This window comes from Bacillus sp. XT-2 (assembly GCF_025696525.1).
Taxonomy (GTDB): Bacteria; Bacillota; Bacilli; order Bacillales; family Bacillaceae; genus Bacillus; species Bacillus halotolerans.
The window spans coordinates 91,215-105,050 of record NZ_JAHVOC010000003.1; the positions used below are offsets into that span (position 1 = coordinate 91,215).

General features: G+C 34.3%; 18 protein-coding genes and 7 pseudogenes. 11 read left to right on the plus strand and 14 right to left on the minus strand.

The window, feature by feature from the left end; genetic code table 11:
- Nucleotides 1-160 precede the first annotated feature (160 nt).
- Both KXD37_RS10425 and KXD37_RS10430 read right to left on the minus strand, forming a co-directional pair.
- Complete coding sequence (locus KXD37_RS10425; protein WP_024121527.1) at nt 161-409, minus strand: DUF2651 family protein; 249 nt, start codon at nt 407-409, stop codon at nt 161-163.
- A 19-nt stretch (nt 410-428) separates the two neighbouring features.
- Nucleotides 429-1,559 (minus strand): hypothetical protein, encoded by a 1,131-nt coding sequence (locus tag KXD37_RS10430; RefSeq protein ID WP_024121526.1) that lies wholly within the window; start codon nt 1,557-1,559, stop codon nt 429-431.
- A gap of 104 nt (nt 1,560-1,663) precedes the next feature.
- On the opposite strand from KXD37_RS10430, the pseudogene KXD37_RS10435 reads away from it, so the two are divergent.
- A pseudogene (locus KXD37_RS10435) lies at nt 1,664-1,950 on the plus strand (thermonuclease family protein); the annotation flags it as partial.
- 467 nt (nt 1,951-2,417) lie between these two features.
- Here the strand turns inward: KXD37_RS10435 and satA are convergent.
- Nucleotides 2,418-2,939, minus strand: a complete 522-nt coding sequence (satA, locus tag KXD37_RS10440) for a streptothricin N-acetyltransferase SatA (RefSeq protein ID WP_024121525.1) — start codon at nt 2,937-2,939, stop codon at nt 2,418-2,420.
- A 559-nt stretch (nt 2,940-3,498) separates the two neighbouring features.
- Here satA and KXD37_RS24110 point away from each other — a divergent pair.
- Nucleotides 3,499-3,552, plus strand: coding sequence for a hypothetical protein (locus tag KXD37_RS24110; RefSeq protein WP_373690333.1), 54 nt, complete (start codon nt 3,499-3,501; stop codon nt 3,550-3,552).
- Nucleotides 3,553-3,614: 62 nt separating this feature from the next.
- Here KXD37_RS24110 and KXD37_RS10445 read toward each other — a convergent pair whose 3' ends face one another.
- Nucleotides 3,615-4,589: an amidase domain-containing protein gene (locus KXD37_RS10445; RefSeq protein ID WP_254518246.1), complete on the minus strand. Its 975-nt coding sequence runs from the start codon at nt 4,587-4,589 to the stop codon at nt 3,615-3,617.
- 327 nt (nt 4,590-4,916) lie between these two features.
- Between KXD37_RS10445 and KXD37_RS10450 the strand changes: the two genes are divergently transcribed.
- From KXD37_RS10450 to KXD37_RS10460, 3 genes and pseudogenes are all read left to right on the plus strand, one after another.
- The gene (locus tag KXD37_RS10450) at nt 4,917-5,177 is read left to right on the plus strand and encodes a hypothetical protein (RefSeq protein WP_254518299.1); all 261 of its coding nucleotides are present in this window, start codon (nt 4,917-4,919) and stop codon (nt 5,175-5,177) included.
- A 78-nt stretch (nt 5,178-5,255) separates the two neighbouring features.
- Nucleotides 5,256-5,597: an RNase A-like domain-containing protein gene (locus KXD37_RS10455; RefSeq protein WP_263463539.1), complete on the plus strand. Its 342-nt coding sequence runs from the start codon at nt 5,256-5,258 to the stop codon at nt 5,595-5,597.
- Nucleotides 5,598-5,613: 16 nt separating this feature from the next.
- Nucleotides 5,614-5,859: pseudogene (locus KXD37_RS10460) on the plus strand (contact-dependent growth inhibition system immunity protein); the annotation flags it as partial.
- Here the strand turns inward: KXD37_RS10460 and KXD37_RS10465 are convergent.
- Nucleotides 5,848-6,063, minus strand: coding sequence for a hypothetical protein (locus KXD37_RS10465; RefSeq protein ID WP_263463543.1), 216 nt, complete (start codon nt 6,061-6,063; stop codon nt 5,848-5,850). The pseudogene KXD37_RS10460 and the gene KXD37_RS10465 sit on opposite strands and share 12 nt — an antisense overlap.
- A 128-nt stretch (nt 6,064-6,191) precedes the next feature.
- Here KXD37_RS10465 and KXD37_RS10470 point away from each other — a divergent pair, with 128 nt between their 5' ends.
- On the plus strand, nt 6,192-6,335 hold the full coding sequence (locus tag KXD37_RS10470; protein WP_180948931.1) for a hypothetical protein: 144 nt from the start codon (nt 6,192-6,194) through the stop codon (nt 6,333-6,335).
- Nucleotides 6,336-6,424: 89 nt separating this feature from the next.
- Here KXD37_RS10470 and KXD37_RS10475 read toward each other — a convergent pair.
- A pseudogene (locus KXD37_RS10475) lies at nt 6,425-6,945 on the minus strand (hypothetical protein).
- Nucleotides 6,946-7,065: 120 nt separating this feature from the next.
- Between KXD37_RS10475 and KXD37_RS10480 the strand changes: the two are divergent.
- Entirely contained in the window at nt 7,066-7,326 is a 261-nt protein-coding gene (locus KXD37_RS10480) for a hypothetical protein (protein WP_254518245.1), read from the plus strand.
- Nucleotides 7,327-7,365: 39 nt separating this feature from the next.
- On the opposite strand, the gene KXD37_RS10485 is transcribed toward KXD37_RS10480, so the two are convergent.
- Complete coding sequence (locus KXD37_RS10485) at nt 7,366-7,587, minus strand: hypothetical protein (RefSeq protein ID WP_081638308.1); 222 nt, start codon at nt 7,585-7,587, stop codon at nt 7,366-7,368.
- Nucleotides 7,588-7,785: 198 nt separating this feature from the next.
- Here KXD37_RS10485 and KXD37_RS10490 point away from each other — a divergent pair, with 198 nt between their 5' ends.
- Nucleotides 7,786-8,067 carry an LCI fold-containing protein gene (locus KXD37_RS10490; RefSeq protein ID WP_101861264.1) on the plus strand — a complete coding sequence of 94 codons (282 nt, stop codon included), beginning with the start codon at nt 7,786-7,788 and terminating at the stop codon, nt 8,065-8,067.
- 344 nt (nt 8,068-8,411) lie between these two features.
- Here the strand turns inward: KXD37_RS10490 and KXD37_RS10495 are convergent.
- Nucleotides 8,412-8,749: pseudogene (locus tag KXD37_RS10495) on the minus strand (SLOG family protein); the annotation flags it as partial.
- A 205-nt stretch (nt 8,750-8,954) separates the two neighbouring features.
- Nucleotides 8,955-9,827 carry a LysR family transcriptional regulator gene (locus KXD37_RS10500; RefSeq protein ID WP_188323766.1) on the minus strand — a complete coding sequence of 291 codons (873 nt, stop codon included), beginning with the start codon at nt 9,825-9,827 and terminating at the stop codon, nt 8,955-8,957.
- A gap of 101 nt (nt 9,828-9,928) precedes the next feature.
- Here KXD37_RS10500 and KXD37_RS10505 point away from each other — a divergent pair, with 101 nt between their 5' ends.
- Both KXD37_RS10505 and KXD37_RS10510 read left to right on the plus strand, forming a co-directional pair.
- Nucleotides 9,929-10,807, plus strand: coding sequence for a DMT family transporter (locus KXD37_RS10505; RefSeq protein ID WP_024121515.1), 879 nt, complete (start codon nt 9,929-9,931; stop codon nt 10,805-10,807).
- 342 nt (nt 10,808-11,149) lie between these two features.
- Complete coding sequence (locus KXD37_RS10510) at nt 11,150-11,380, plus strand: membrane protein (RefSeq protein WP_024121514.1); 231 nt, start codon at nt 11,150-11,152, stop codon at nt 11,378-11,380.
- 32 nt (nt 11,381-11,412) lie between these two features.
- Here KXD37_RS10510 and KXD37_RS24115 read toward each other — a convergent pair.
- The 4 genes and pseudogenes from KXD37_RS24115 to KXD37_RS10525 all read right to left on the minus strand — a co-directional run.
- Nucleotides 11,413-11,514: pseudogene (locus tag KXD37_RS24115) on the minus strand (hypothetical protein); the annotation flags it as partial.
- Between the two features lie 52 nt (nt 11,515-11,566).
- The gene (locus KXD37_RS10515; RefSeq protein ID WP_024121513.1) at nt 11,567-12,019 is read right to left on the minus strand and encodes a hypothetical protein; all 453 of its coding nucleotides are present in this window, start codon (nt 12,017-12,019) and stop codon (nt 11,567-11,569) included.
- A gap of 63 nt (nt 12,020-12,082) precedes the next feature.
- A pseudogene (locus KXD37_RS10520) lies at nt 12,083-12,535 on the minus strand (UV damage repair protein UvrX); the annotation flags it as partial.
- A complete protein-coding gene (locus KXD37_RS10525; protein ID WP_060398795.1) occupies nt 12,528-12,860 on the minus strand; it encodes a YolD-like family protein in 333 nt (110 codons plus the stop codon). The gene KXD37_RS10525 and the pseudogene KXD37_RS10520, both read right to left, overlap by 8 nt.
- Nucleotides 12,861-13,033: 173 nt before the next feature.
- Between KXD37_RS10525 and KXD37_RS10530 the strand changes: the two genes are divergently transcribed.
- Nucleotides 13,034-13,369 carry a hypothetical protein gene (locus KXD37_RS10530; RefSeq protein WP_188323764.1) on the plus strand — a complete coding sequence of 112 codons (336 nt, stop codon included), beginning with the start codon at nt 13,034-13,036 and terminating at the stop codon, nt 13,367-13,369.
- A gap of 36 nt (nt 13,370-13,405) precedes the next feature.
- On the opposite strand, the pseudogene KXD37_RS10535 reads toward KXD37_RS10530, so the two are convergent.
- A pseudogene (locus KXD37_RS10535) lies at nt 13,406-13,761 on the minus strand (hypothetical protein).
- Nucleotides 13,762-13,836 lie beyond the last annotated feature (75 nt).

A 13,836-nucleotide genomic window follows, 5' to 3' on the forward strand; every position in this document is an offset into this window, starting at 1 on the left:
CGAGAACAAAAGTTCGATGTAAATGTTGGTAATAAATAAAACCCCCTTATATAAGGAGGTTAATTAGGAGCAAATCAAGTTCCCATATTACTTAGGGTTTTATTGAAAGAAATGTACGAAAAAATGCTGTCAAAGTTATCGCAACGCTTCGCTTCTACTATTATCCTCTAATCAAAGTTGCAATGGATTTAGTTAGAATTCCAGATATAAAACATACAACTGTCATGATAGACACCCAGATTAAAAAAGTTGGCTCTAATCCTATTTCAATTAGCATAAAAACTAAAGAGAGTACGAATATAATCAAGGTTGTTACCCATACTCTTTTGAAAATAAAGTATCCAATTATCCCTAAGATAAATGATACAGCCGGCAGTACAAGTAGTATTAAAAATGCAGGACCACCCAAATGAGATATCCTCCTAATCTTATTCATTATGCAATAATTCAAAACGTGCAATTTCCCATTCTTTTTTCGCTTTTAATGGTGTTGTGTTAACCTTTTTCCCTGATTTTAAGTCATAGGAGGTTATTTCCCCTAAGATATTTTCTTTTTGCATGTCAAACCCTTTGATAAGGACGTACATGTTACTATCATCAAATTTAATATCATTTAATAACATTTCACTATTGCCTGCATAGTATTTGAAAGATTTTTTCTTATTTAGATTTTCATCAAAAAAGCTAACTTTTCCATTGTATGAGACAGCAACGATCTCATCATTTATTCTCTTTAATTTTGTTGGGATGAATCCATTCTCCATTACAACTTCTTTTTTGGTTTTTAATGTCTCCTTATCAATCAATAGTATTTTTGAAGCTTCTTTTTCATTTACATTATCATTAATAGCTAACATAAATGTTCTTTCATCAAAAGTTTGGAATGCATCTTTATCATCTGTGAAATAAACAGTTTTATTTGGAATGGAGGCCTTCTTTTCCTGCTTGTTCGTTTTTGGATTAATTGAGATGACGGACATATTCTCTTCATCACTCGTAATAGCGTAAATTTTATTATCTAGGACTTGTGCTGAAACAATCTCTCCATCAAGTTTAATTTGGTTTTTCTTTTGTTTGTCATCTTTCCAATAAACCAATTCACCTTGTAATCCTGAGTCAGTGTACCCAACGTTTATATCATGTAACACATAATTCTCTGAAGTGTTAATGAAAAAAGCTCCTTCATCTTCGGTTGCTTTAGATAAGCTTTTATCATTAAATTTCTTAATACGTCCAGTTTTGTTATTGATCATAAAATGGTTATTGCTTCTGTTTGAAGAAAAAAACGTATCATCTTTATTGTATGATGATGTGCTAAGATTAATTCCGTCCTTTATCATGATACTATCCTCTACTGATCCATCATCTTTATATATTGCTAACTCAGAACCTCTGTCTAATGTGTGTGAAAATCCAACAATAAAATCTGCTTTACTTATATTTTTTAATCCAGTTTTATTGTTGTTCCTTTCTGTCTTATTCCCTGTCGGTTGTAAATCACAAGAGCATGTGACTATAAGAATACTCATCAGAATAAAAAGGGCCTTTAGTCTTTTCATTTTTTCCTCCTTATGAAGCAACAAAACAATCGGTTTTAATCCGATTGTTTTGGCTTTTTCTGATTTGTTTAAATCATCATTTTCTGTGGTGGAATATTACCGTAGAAGAAAAGGAATCTACTAAAGAAAAAACTGCGGACAAATCTAAGGTAAAAGACGATAAGGAATTGGTCGATGTTACTTTAGATAGAGCTATTGATGGATACACAATTAAAGTTAACTACAACGGAAATGTAGACTCAGTTCGCTACTTACTAGTTGACACTCCTGAGACTAAAAAGGCAGATTCTTGTGTTCAACCGTATGGGGAAGATGCATCTAAGAGATCCAAGGAATTGGTAACAGTGGTAAGCTACAACTAGAATTTGATAAAGGTGATCGAAGAGATAAATAGAAGACTGTTAGCATATGCTCTCCTGAACTTTATTTTAATTTTTTCTAATTCTGGTGACATAATTATTGCAATTCTCAATAACAGTTGCCATATCACGAGGAAGTATTGACATCAATGTTCCTCTTATACTTTTTTGTTTATTTTCAACTTCTGTTTTAGAATCATTTTTCGATCGCCCATACTCCCCCTATAAACAATAATGTAAGGTTCAGAATCGCTGATTTCATATAGATCGTACCTTTCTTTACCACCCTATTTAGGAGTCGATATAATCCAGTCCAGGGAGGCGTTTGGCAATGTGGACTATATTTATGAATAGTATGCTTATTTTAGCGCGCAAAAATTAAATACAACCACAGTGGAATTCTTGAAGGGAATATAAAAAGACCGCCGTTTGATGGTCCATCATTTCAACAAGGCGATACATCAAATTCTCTCAAATAATTGAAATGCATCTATTAAAACTAAAATTTATAGTACCAAAAAATTGCATTTTCATTTGCTGTTGGAAAGTTTGAATAAAGCATAGTATCGACTGCACCTATTACAAAGTTATTTTTGGCATAAAAATGACAAGCTGAAACATTAATATCTTGTGTTTCAAGCATAAGACCACTAAAGTTATACTCCTTTGCCCACTCAATAGCTTTATTTAATAATGCCGTCCCAACACCATTTTTTCTATAATCTTTTGCAACAGCAATGTCTTCAATTAGTGCATATCCATTCCAATTAGAACGAAGCTTAATCCGACCAACGCAGTTGTTTTCAACGTAATAAAAAAATACAGCTTTCTCCTCTTCTTGAATATAACTGATATCAATTTCATCATCTTCATATTTCTTGAAATAAGGTTCAGAAAATATCTCTTCTGTATATTTCCAAACATTGTTTTTAAATGTTGGGATAATTCTACCTGATACAATGAAACTTTCGTTTGGTTTATTAAAATCCTTCATATTAAATTGAGTCATTTTAATTATCACATCAATCTGCCTCCAATCGAAATTGATTTGTAGTACAACTTGTATTATATCGTTATTTTCACTTCGACTTTTTTCATTTATTCTGCCTCTTTCGCTCAAGAACACCTAGATTCTATTATATGTCATTTATAGGATGAATCAATAACCCCTTGCGAAAACAGTTTTTATAAAAGAAGCCAGAGAGTATGTGAGAGAACTCTCAGACCTATAGTGGCTGATATATCACAGACGAGATCATTATTTGTACTGCATCTTCTGAAAAGCTTTACTTGAAACAGGGATGCATAAGGGAGAAGAAATATTCGTGGAAACAAAAACATAAGAATTTAATTCAGCAGCTCATTAGCAAAAGAATTAACAACATACATGTACTATATAATTTCTTTCAATTAGGCAGAAAGTCCTTAAAAGCGGTTTATTTTACCTGTGATAATTATACCAAACACTTGTTAAAAAGAGCTTGGACATGGAAGGTAAATGGTGGCTTTTTCTTTATGAAAAATATGCATTTTCTCGAGCTTCCCCTTTTCCATTTTTATAATTGATTATTTTTGATATTTTGATATATCACGCAGCCACTAAACAAAAAAAGTGGTGGCGATTTTGGAAATGAAAAGTCCAACAGCGCCACCACGTCCTAAAATTATATAATTTTCATCAAATCAAAAATCTTAATTACATACGGATGCTACTTGCGTAACGTTTTCCACCCTCTTTGGAAGTGTAATACTCTCTAGGGACATTGTGTCTATTGGTAGTATGGTAACTCACAAGAATCTTATTATTAGCTCGGCTAGTAACAATAGCAGTGTGCTCCATCCAACCATCAGAACGAGGAAGACCTATTTTATTCCTAGTATCATAATGATATACATCACCAAGCGCAACATTCGTATAAACGTCTTTTACAGTTTTCATTTTTATGCCGCCAGGTTCTAAAATATAGTTTCTAAAAGAACCTGCATTAATCCATGCATTTGTATAAGGCTTCCACTCTTTGAAATAAGGCATTGAACCCGCTCTTAAAGCCTGAGATACAAAGTTAGTACAGTCTCCATTTTTATAATATTTATAATTTTCATTTGGAGAAAAAGCATATTTGTCAGCGTATTCCATGGCTTTCCAACGATTATATCCTTTTACAGCAGATGCAGAGACTTCCGCCCCGTTGATCTTTTTTTCAGATTTTTGTTGCGTTGACAGTTCCTTATTTTCTTCAACTTCTTGATTGTAATTCTTTAAAAACTCATCCAATTTTATATTTGACGAATCGTCACCTTCATTCTCATAATGAAGCGTAGAAGATTTTTTTGTCTTAGGTGCCACTTTGCTTTCTGATGAAAGACTTTGTTTCTTGGAAACATTATTATTAGAAATCTCTAATTTAATATTGTCTCCTAACCCTGTATCTACTTTTTCTTCACCAAAAACAAAGTTTCTAACAATATAGGCCTCTACAAATGTTTTATTGTTTTCTTCATAAGTAGTGACATCACTAATTTTATATGTAAATTTATGCAGCTTTTGTTTGTCAACTGTGGTGAAAGCATAATACAACAAAATACCTTCATCAGAATCAGTTAATTTTGAAACATCTTTATGAGCAAAAGGCTCACTGTTCTCAAAATCTCTTTTTTGTTGTTCTAACATTGTATTAAGCTCTTTCATACCAATGTCATTTGATACATACGTTCTATCTTTTTCTTCATTTTCAGAAGACGCGGCAAATACATGATTCGACAAAAACAGCAAAGGCAACAGGCAACAAAATAAAGAAGTCAACAGAACTTTTTTCTTAACACCATCCATGTTTTCAGAATATAGGAAACTTTTACATTTACACCAACGGAAATATGGCATAAAATACATGAATAATAAAACGTAAAATCAAATACAAAAAAGGATAGTAGAAAAAAATGAAAAAGGACCAAAATATTGCTATCTATTTTAGCAACAGTATTAATCATATTAATTTTAATGCCTCCCCTTTCACCAGTTTTTTTCAATACTTCTTCAGAAAAAGGAGCCATAAGACATGAAATCTATAAAATGGGATACCCATACCAAAGCTATTTCATAATCCTTCAAAAAAGGGAAAGTGACAAATCATCAGGGAGTCTTTATTCTTTGATGTTATTTAATGCTTGGAAAAGTGAAACTGGTCAAACTCCTTATCTCTGTTATTCAAAGAAAGTAACAGAGGACGAATACAAAGTTGATTGCGGAACAGCACCTTAATTAGTTAAAAGACCCTCTCTATGAGAGGGTCTTTTGCCACTTCAATAATGATTCAAGTTTTGCTTTTTCTTTTATTTTATTGAAAGACACGTTGGAAGGACCGACGAAGAATTAATAGAAAGACTGAGTACTGATCCTAACCCACATATTACAGCTTCATCTACTTTCAAAGACAGGGCTACCGCTGAGAGAATTGCTAATTCAGTTTTAAACGATCCAAAAAATATAAAGAAAATCGAAAATTGGATTGATGATCCTAAAAAACCTAAATTAATGTTAAGATACAAGGGCGATGGAGAAATAATCGGTAGAAGTGTATCAAGAAATTCAGAACTAGTAGAAAACGTTACAAACGCAAAAATTATACTCAAAAAAGATAACAACGGTAACTTTATTCTTACAGGATATCCAACCAAATAGAAAGAGAGGAAGTATCATGGATGAAAGTTATGATTTCTTAGACGAATTAGAAAATTTTTTAGGTGCAACATTTCATCAAGATATCCGATCCCCTGAACACGCATTAGACGAATTTATTGAGGAAATTAGTAAAGAAGGTTTGCTATTTACAGTAAAGTATTGCGAAGAGTTTCTAAATAGCGATCAAACTAAAGAAGAAAAGGAAGACATTATAAAGTGTAATGCAGAAATATATTTCCCGACAATTGGATTACCACCTATTCCTAGCCGTTTCAGAAAGCCCGTACTTTTTTTCTACTTTGAAAATATCTCCGTTATCATACGGTTCCTCGTCTTGAACATCAGCGTCTACGATAATTACCTTCTCACCAATTTTTGCCTTTCTTTTGACCTCTACATATTCGCGCTTGACGCCGCCAAGTGTTTCGTCAGCCAGTACGTGAACATTTTGATTGCTTTTCGTCATTTAAATTTCCCCCTTTTTTTAATTTCCCATTTAAATTTTCACCTTAATTTCCATAGGTTAATTGTAAATACCTTTGTTGCTTACTAAGTTGAATGTCAAATTTATTTTAATTAATGGAGGAGATAGTTATGAATTATTTACTTGATTTATTCTTTAATTGGTTGTTTGAAAAGAGCTTGGATAGTTTTATTGCTGTTGTAATTTTTCTTGCATTTAATCCAAAAAAGAAGTACCCCGATCACTTTCAAGATAAACGGCGTTTCAGGCTATAAAGACGCTATCTGTAATTTACTCGCTACCTGTAAAATCTAAATCTTTTGCGGGTAGCGTACCCTTGAGTTATCTGGTTAAAAACTATCTTTTATTTAGATTTCGTTATTGAACTCCAATCAAACGTTTCGAGAATTTTAAGCAACCTTTCAACTTTTGGCGCTCTCCAAGATGTCATCGCGTACGTATGAGCTTCTGAAGTATAATGATGCTTATTCAATTTGAGTGGCTCTTTGCTTCTGCTTTTGTCAAAAACATTGTATCTGGTTGTATAATGTGAACCTTTCTTTCTGGAATTAGTTCTGCTCCTTCATCAATGTATTTTTGAATCCACTCAATGACATCGTCATAGTCATCCTCAATTTCTTGCAACTCTATAAGGGCTTCCTTAGACAGCTCACTATCATCTTTTATTTCTTCTAGATAATCATCTAAAACATATGATTCTGCAATATATGGCAGGTATACAGAATAGCGTTCTGCGTTTTCCTCCCGAGCTTCAGCCCATTCATAATCACCGACTGTCCAATACCGCGGTGAAGCTTGACAATCGTTGTCTTGTGTTTTCAACTCATTTTGAAGCTCTTTTAAAAACTGAATATCTTGATTCATTCGTTTCCTCCTATCTGTTTAAAATCACGATTTTAACTATTTATGATCCATTATTCACTTCCGAAGCGACTTCCATTTACCTCATAATTAATGTATAAAATGTTAATGGAGTTGATATAATTGAACCCTCGAAAAATTTTATTGAGTTCTGCTTTAACATTTGGCATGCTAATATCCGCTGTTCCTGCCTTGGCAACAAGTTCTTCGTCTGAAGTGGTAGTAAAAAGTGATGAATATGATTATGACACCATATATCAGCTTAGCCCAATACCAAACTTCAAGCCTTCTATTGAATACAACGGATATACTTATACTCTTACAAGATATTATTTCGATTACTCAATTCAGTTTTATATGGCTATTTATACAAAAGTTGTTTAAATTTAAAGGTAGGGGCTTTTTAGCTCCTTTTTTCTTGTTTTAAGAAAGGCATTTCTTTTTATGCTGTCTTCTATGTACAAAATCAAATGCAATATCGACTTTTTCTTGTTTCTGTTCTTTAGCTGCTCGCTGCGTAACAACAATTAGTTGACCATTTTCTTGGCGATCAATACTCTGAACTGAATGTCCTTTAGCAGCGTAATATTCTCCGATAATCTCATCAACGTGGTTTCTAAGAAGATTCCTCTTTATCACTAATATAACCTCCACTTATTTTATTTTTATTCTATATTTTTTATGATTCCATCCTATAATCCATCTCTCCATTTGCCTTCTCATCTATCACGACATTAACCGACACACAATTTCCATATATATGGGAGTAATTTCGCTATTTCCCTATCCATCAAAACCATATAATGTAATTGCAAGAAAAAATTATAAGAATGGGGGATTTACATGAGTTACAAAAAAGCATTAACAGGTATTGCATTATCTGTAGGTTTACTTGTTTCAGCATCTCCAGCATTCGCTGCAAGTACAAGCCCAAGCCCGAGTCAGGGAATAGCTAATGTTGCAAGTGATGATTATAAAGCTCAAGCTATCACTTGGGATTTACCTAGCAGTACAGGTATTTTTGCCAACTCATTTGAAGACGGCGGATATCGCTGGTATTTAAAAGGTATTACGAAAGTTTCAGATGGATATTGGATTGGGCACTATGAAGGTGTACGAATATAAGATCGCAATTGGGGGCTTCTAGCTCCCTTTTTAAATTCAATGTTATTCAAATATGAACTTACGATAGAGTATTATTATTGATTATTTTGTCCAGTCCTCTCTAGATAAAATAATCCTTTTATTGTGATTCTGTGATCTTTATTAGAAATCTCATTCTTTCCTTCTTTGTTCTTGTTGAATAGTAGCTTTCTCTTAAAAAGTCCTGAAACCTGTGAAATGGGATAGGTACTAAACCAAGGTTTCTCACTTGATTACAATAACCCCCATAGTATTCTTGCTCATATCCTCTCTGTTCAGATCTGTAGTTAAAAGGATTCAATGCTTTATTACCTCCCGCTGGGTTATTAAGATGTATAAGATATATCCAATTCAAAGCTATAATCGGGATGAAGCCTCCATAGTTGATGCCCTAAATGAGCTCTTTGGGCATAATTTAAGCAGTCCTTGTGCCACTTTTAGTTCCATCATAAACAGCTACTATTGCTTCACTGTGATCAATCATGTATTCATTTCGTTTTTGCATCTTAGCTGGTGAAAACTCTCCTGGTTCATCTCCACTAACTTTATATTTATCTAATTCTTCAATATTAATAATCTCATCTGCTACATCAAGCATACGTTTATACCACATTTTTTGATCTGCAGACCATACTTTATCTTGTTCTTTGAAAATAATGTTTGGCATAGACTCATCCTTCTTATGTCAATTTTAAAGCTGGATTATAATTAACCCAGCTTAACAGCTTTTTGATTTTAAAAAAGGCTTTTCCAATCATAATCATATTTATCCACGGGCACAAAGTTTCAATAAGGTGATGGGAAAAGCAACGTTCGAATTGTTGCTTTTTTCTTATGATTGACCGCCTTATGTTTTTTTGTGTACGGATTTAAATCACATCTGCTTTCAACACCTTGATAAACTCTTGCGCCGCCGGCGTTATTTCATCAAAAGAATGCGCGATAACGCCAATATCACGGGTGATCCGCGGAAAGATGTCTTTTTTGATCAATTGATGCGGGACAGATGACAGTGTAAAGTTTGAAATAATGCCTATGCCCAAGTTGTTTTTGACCATATTGATCAAGGTTTCGGCATTTTGCACAGTTAAGTTTTCCTTTAATTCAATGTGGTGCCGCTGAAACGTGTTTGACATCGCAATTTCATGACCGCCTTTGCAAAAAATAAGGTCATCTTGATATGTTTTGAGGTCAACATGCTTTTCCTGTTTTAATTCGTCATATTGCGGTGAAATGACAGCCACCATATAGTCTTTGCACAATAGTTGATGGTCAAACGGTTCAAATGGAGATGCTGCGACCCCAATATCAACCGTTCGATCCTCGACCCATCCTTTGATTTGATCAGAGGTCCCTTCGACCAATTCTATGCGGATCAGCGGGTAGTTTGATCTGAATGCCGCAATCGCCTGCGGCATGATATTTGTTGAAACAGCAGGAAATGAACCGATTTTCACCTTCCCGCTTAACAGCTTGTTTTCCCGGTTGGCTACTTGATATATTTTGCTTTCAATCCCCTTCATTTGCCTCGCCAGCAGCAAAATTTCCTTTCCGACATCAGTCAGCATTAAACCATGATGTTTATCTCTGATCAATAATTTCAGCTGCAGCGAGCTTTCCAGATTTTTAATCGCTTTGCTAACCGCTGGCTGAGAGATGAACAATTCTTTTGCCGCTTCGGTAATATTCAATTTCTCCCCGACTTTTACAAATATGTGAAGGTGGTTCATGTTCATAACCATTTGGTTATACCCCCAATAATAAAAATGTATTTCAGTTATATATAAATGTAACATATGATAGAAACCAGCACGAATATATAAACAAGAAAGGCGGCTTTATAATGGTAAAAGTCATGCTGGGAATCATATCTGTCACACTTATTTGGGGCTATACTTGGGTAGCGATGAAAGTTGGAATTCATGACCTCCCCCCGCTTTTGTTTTCGGCTTTGCGCCTGTTCATCGGGGCGGTTCCTTTATTTCTCATTCTCTTCATTCAAAGAAAGAAACTTTCAATAGGAAAAGCACATGTCAAAAGCTATATCATCATGAGCCTGCTAATGGGTCTGGGTTATATGGGGATCTTAACGTATGGAATGCAATTTGTTGATTCAGGAAAAACCTCTGTTTTGGTGTATACGATGCCTATATTTGTTACGGTGATCAGCCATTTTACATTAAACGAAAAAATGAATGTGTATAAAACGATCGGGCTGATAAGCGGCTTCTTCGGACTTTTATTTATATTTGGAAAAGAAATGCTGCATGTCAATCAAAGCGCTTTATTTGGAGAACTATGCGTCCTTGCGGCAGCGCTTAGCTGGGGAATCGCAAATGTGTTTAGCAAGCTTCAATTCAAGCATATCGATATCATTCATATGAATGCCTGGCATCTTCTGATGGGAGCCGTCATGTTATTGGTTTTCTCCTTTATATTGGAACCGGTGCATTCAGCCGAGTGGACATATCAGGCGATATGGTCATTGGTGTTTAATGGTTTGCTTTCCACCGGCTTTACATTTGTCGTATGGTTTTGGGTACTCAATCAAATCGAAGCGTCAAAAGCATCCATGGCACTAATGTTCGTTCCCGTATTGGCTCTATTCTTTGGATGGCTGCAATTGCACGAACAGATCACCATAAACATCATCATCGGCGCACTGCTGATATGCTGCGGCATCTTTATGAATACATTTAAATTTTCACGACAGAAAGTGTGAATGTATATACATTTCTCGGGAGTGGTATTTAGTAATAACAATTTCCAAAGCCTTTAGAGAAAATGAAAGATTTCTATACAGCGTTTTTTATAAAACCGAAAACGACAAATACATCAATCCAAAAAATAATTTGAAACTATTTCATACAGCTTCAATCAGGAACCCGGCTTGAGCAAATGAGACGGTCGGATCTGATGCGGGGAAATTGAAAAAAAGAGCATGTAATTTAATGCTCTTTTTGTTTTAAATTTGTTTAAAATACTTCGTTATCTTGATCCCTTTGCCTCTCCAATAATATATAACGTGTTAAGGTTTAATAAAAACTTCATTAGGAGTGGTTCTTTGCTTAAAGCTTCAAAAATTTTTATTTCATGTGCAGCTTTGATACTATGTGTGTATTCTCTATATAGTCAAAGTGAATTCCTCTTGATTTCTCTCCAAGTATTAGTTGCACTTCTCTTTGTTTTAGTGGGAGTGGAATCACTTTCAAATAAACAAACAAGGTCAGGGTATTTGTTGTTCGGATCAGCGGCCTTTATACTTGTTGTGAACGTTGTAAAATACGTGATTTAAGTTAAACAAAGGAATGTGGAGTCCCAGAACCAATACATTACCGCAGCGACAATGCTCATTATCGATTCTTCGCTTATTGGTTTTCCGACAGTTATTTTTGTATTCTCTTCAGGCAAAATAATCGATTTAATCATCCACTTCAACCCAATCCAAATTTATTTTCACTGTTGTGCCCTCAAATAACTTCTAATCACAAGATTGAATATTATTCGTTAATACACTTGGCCCCAACTGTTGAGTTCTAGAATTAGAAAGACGTACTTGAACTTTAACATTCTTCATTTCGGCTGTAATTAAGTCAAATCTTCCCGCCCAACTAGGGCTCTCTTCCTCAGGAGTAGGATAAAGTTTAAACCGCCAACTAATCTCACCAGGTTTAGTAGCAAATCCTTCGTAACTGTCGTAAGTTCCAAAAGAAGAAGGAGCAGGAAGATGGACAGCAAGAATGCTTATATTGGTTCTGGCAGCACTCGGTGGGTTCAATTGCACCTTATAGATTAATGCTACACCTTTAGCATTTTTAAAATTTTTATCTACCGGTTCCAGTATTACACTGCAAGGCATTGGACTGGCGTTTGTTTGAATGGGATAGGCAACAATAATACTCAATAAGGATAAAACTAAAATAAATCGTTTCATTGAATGTTCCTCACAATTTTTTAGTTAATTTTCCTTATTTCTGGATTGATTATTCAAATGTATTTCACCAATTCCAACTGTACACATCAGGCCAAACTCTCTCCACATGCTACTTTGTATTGCTTTGGCCATTTCTTCAGGATCTTCTTTTCCTGCATCTAAAAAAGATTCATCAATTGAATACGTATGGACACATTTTTCAGGAACAAATCTGTAAAACAGCTTTGTAATCTCAGCCGAAACTCTGATGAAAAGCTTCATTTGTGGATTTACAATGTGTATTCTTGGATCCTCAGATATCTCAAAAAGTCTTGATCCTGTTTTGATTCCAAAATCTTTTTTAAGTGCAGGAGATGCAGCTAACACTACACTTCCCTGTCTCTCCGTATTCCCTACAACAGCAAGATAACAAGTTAAAGGATTAAGCCCCATTGTTACAGCCGATACAGAAGCATAAAAGGATTTCATATCGACACAAAGTATATTCTTACGTGGAAATTGTGAGTAATCAATCATTGTATGTAACTCCTATGATGTTATTCATGTTGATATAAACTGTATTGTCGTTCTGGTCTTTTACGTGAAGCTTTTGTTGTTCAAAATTAATGTAATGGACTCTGCCGGTAACATTTTCAACGAATCCATTGTTAAAGAGTTTGAATTTCAGCTCTTTATTAAATTCAAGTGCTTCAGAGACGAGAAGATCCATCTCTTCAATTTGTTGGTCATCTAAGGATGGTTTTTCAATTTTTGATACATCAATCAAATCTTGTTTAAGTTGTGTTAAATGTTCTGGAAGCATCATTGATGTCCATTTGATTGTCCCTCGATCCCTAAGCATATCGACCCACTCCTTTATTGATCTAATATTAACAGAACAAACGTTCTTTATTCAATGTAAATAAGAACAAAAGTTCGATGTAAATGTTGGTAATAAAATATAAAGGTCAATAATGATATACGTAGTATTAATAAAGGAGAGATTCTTATCGACGAGGGAGAGTGTAATGGTGAATGAAGAAGAGGTTAATTGGATTTTTGATTTTAGTTCCTGTTTTGATTATGTCAGGTATAACTTTAACCGAAGCAAATAAAAAGTCCCCTTTGGAAGTAATTGATAGTATTCGGGATGAATTTGGTTTATTTAGTGTGCAAATTGGTCAAACAGATCCGGCAATTACAATTGGCATGGATCAAACGAAAAGTGAAGCAAAGCTCCGTGAATATTTAGAACATAATCTGTCAAGAGAAGCAAAGGAAAAATATAAGATTTATATATTCAAAAATGATATTGAAAAGTTGGAGAAAGAACATCGAGAGTATCTGAAATCAAATAACTCTAATAAATAAAACGCCCAGCACTTTAAGCTGGGCTCTATCTCAAATTCAAATTGAATTTTTGTAAGCATTAACTGCTTCGTTTCGCAACAGCATATTATCTTTGTTAACCATGCCTAAGTTGTAAGCTTTTTTGATAATATCTAGTACTTGCGAATCCATTGCAGAAAGGCTGCCTCCTGGATTAAATCTTGATTTCCAATAATCTAAAGACTTATTTAGGTCAAGTGATCTTTTTTTGTTCTCGGGTTTAACTACTTCATTTTTCTCAAGTTTCTCACAGAATTCACTAAAGCCAATGGATGAAGGAGTTGGATTATTCCCTCCATACCTTCTGTAGCCAAGCTGCAAAATGTTAAGAATTTCGGATCATAAATAAGATCACTTGAGTTTACATTCATCATCGATAACTACAATCCTTTCAGAGCTTTTTATAATTGTATCACCTTTTCCATTTTTATACATGTTAAACATCGACA

Coding starts and splice junctions, on each gene's coding strand:
- KXD37_RS10450 (WP_254518299.1), top strand. CDS start 4,917: ATGCCTCCCCTTTCACCAGTTTTTTTCAATACTTCTTCAGAAAAAGGA.
- KXD37_RS10465 (WP_263463543.1), bottom strand. CDS start 6,063: ATGACGAAAAGCAATCAAAATGTTCACGTACTGGCTGACGAAACACTT.
- KXD37_RS10445 (WP_254518246.1), bottom strand. CDS start 4,589: ATGTTAGAACAACAAAAAAGAGATTTTGAGAACAGTGAGCCTTTTGCT.
- KXD37_RS10530 (WP_188323764.1), top strand. CDS start 13,034: ATGAAGAAGAGGTTAATTGGATTTTTGATTTTAGTTCCTGTTTTGATT.
- KXD37_RS10500 (WP_188323766.1), bottom strand. CDS start 9,827: ATGGTTATGAACATGAACCACCTTCACATATTTGTAAAAGTCGGGGAG.
- KXD37_RS10515 (WP_024121513.1), bottom strand. CDS start 12,019: ATGAAACGATTTATTTTAGTTTTATCCTTATTGAGTATTATTGTTGCC.
- KXD37_RS10505 (WP_024121515.1), top strand. CDS start 9,929: ATGGTAAAAGTCATGCTGGGAATCATATCTGTCACACTTATTTGGGGC.
- KXD37_RS10430 (WP_024121526.1), bottom strand. CDS start 1,559: ATGAAAAGACTAAAGGCCCTTTTTATTCTGATGAGTATTCTTATAGTC.
- KXD37_RS10525 (WP_060398795.1), bottom strand. CDS start 12,860: ATGCTTAGGGATCGAGGGACAATCAAATGGACATCAATGATGCTTCCA.
- KXD37_RS10490 (WP_101861264.1), top strand. CDS start 7,786: ATGAGTTACAAAAAAGCATTAACAGGTATTGCATTATCTGTAGGTTTA.
- KXD37_RS10470 (WP_180948931.1), top strand. CDS start 6,192: ATGAATTATTTACTTGATTTATTCTTTAATTGGTTGTTTGAAAAGAGC.